Origin of the sequence: Corallococcus praedator, from assembly GCF_003612125.1 — a bacterium.
In the GTDB taxonomy this organism is placed as follows: domain Bacteria; phylum Myxococcota; class Myxococcia; order Myxococcales; family Myxococcaceae; genus Corallococcus; species Corallococcus praedator.
This window is the reverse complement of the sequence record NZ_RAWI01000810.1, coordinates 1-787: the sequence shown is the minus strand read 5'-3', so window position 1 is coordinate 787 and position 787 is coordinate 1. Positions and strand designations below refer to the sequence as shown.

Sequence of the window (787 nt, the reverse complement as noted above, 5' to 3'; positions counted from 1 at the left end):
GGGCCCCTCCGTCCACAACAACCCCAGCAACTCCAGGTCGGTGAGGGCCCTCACGGAGGACGCGCGCGAGCGCCTCTTCCGGCTGGGCGCGGAGGCCCTCACCGACCTGGAGTTGCTGGGGTTGTTGTGGACGGAGGGGCCCAGGGGCACGGGCCTCAAGGACGCGGGCCTGACGCGGGGTGGGCTCAAGGCGCTGGTGCAGGAGGATCCCCGGGCCCTGTGCGCACGCCGGGGCGTGGGCCCGGCCCGAACATCGCGGCTGTTGGCGGCGCTGGAGCTGGGGCGGCGCGCGCAGCGCTCTCCGGAACGCCGTCCCAAGCTGCGCACGCCGAAGGATATCCACGCGTACCTGACGCCCACGCTGGGCGCGCTCCGGCGCGAGGTGTTCCACGTGCTGTGCTTCAACCCGCGCAACGTGCTGGTGCATGACGCCCGGGTGGCAGAAGGAACGCTGAGCGCGTGCCCGGTGGATCCCCGGGAGGTGTTCGCCGCGGCGTTGTCCGCGCGAGCCACGGCCATCGTGCTCGCGCACAACCACCCGTCGGGGGACCCGGAGCCCAGCGTCCAGGACGTGGGCCTCACCGAGCACCTGGCGCGCGCGGCGGGGCTCCTGGGCGTGAAGCTGCTCGACCACGTCGTCGTGGGGGACGGCGCCTACGTGTCGATGCTGGAGCGAGGACTGCTGCCGGACAGCGAGCGGGAGGGGCGACGCAAGTGCGGCACGCCGGACGGGGGCTGGTGATGATGGCGGGGGTGCTGCTGGGGGCGGGCGCCAGCCCCGTGCACG

Annotated in this window: 1 protein-coding gene; it reads left to right on the top strand. The window is 74.0% G+C overall.

Annotated features, from left to right (window positions below):
• Positions 1 to 40 precede the first annotated feature (40 nt).
• Entirely contained in the window at positions 41 to 742 is a 702-nt protein-coding gene (radC, locus tag D7Y13_RS41900; protein WP_120536474.1) for a RadC family protein, read from the top strand.
• The last annotated feature ends 45 nt before the right edge of the window (positions 743 to 787 follow it).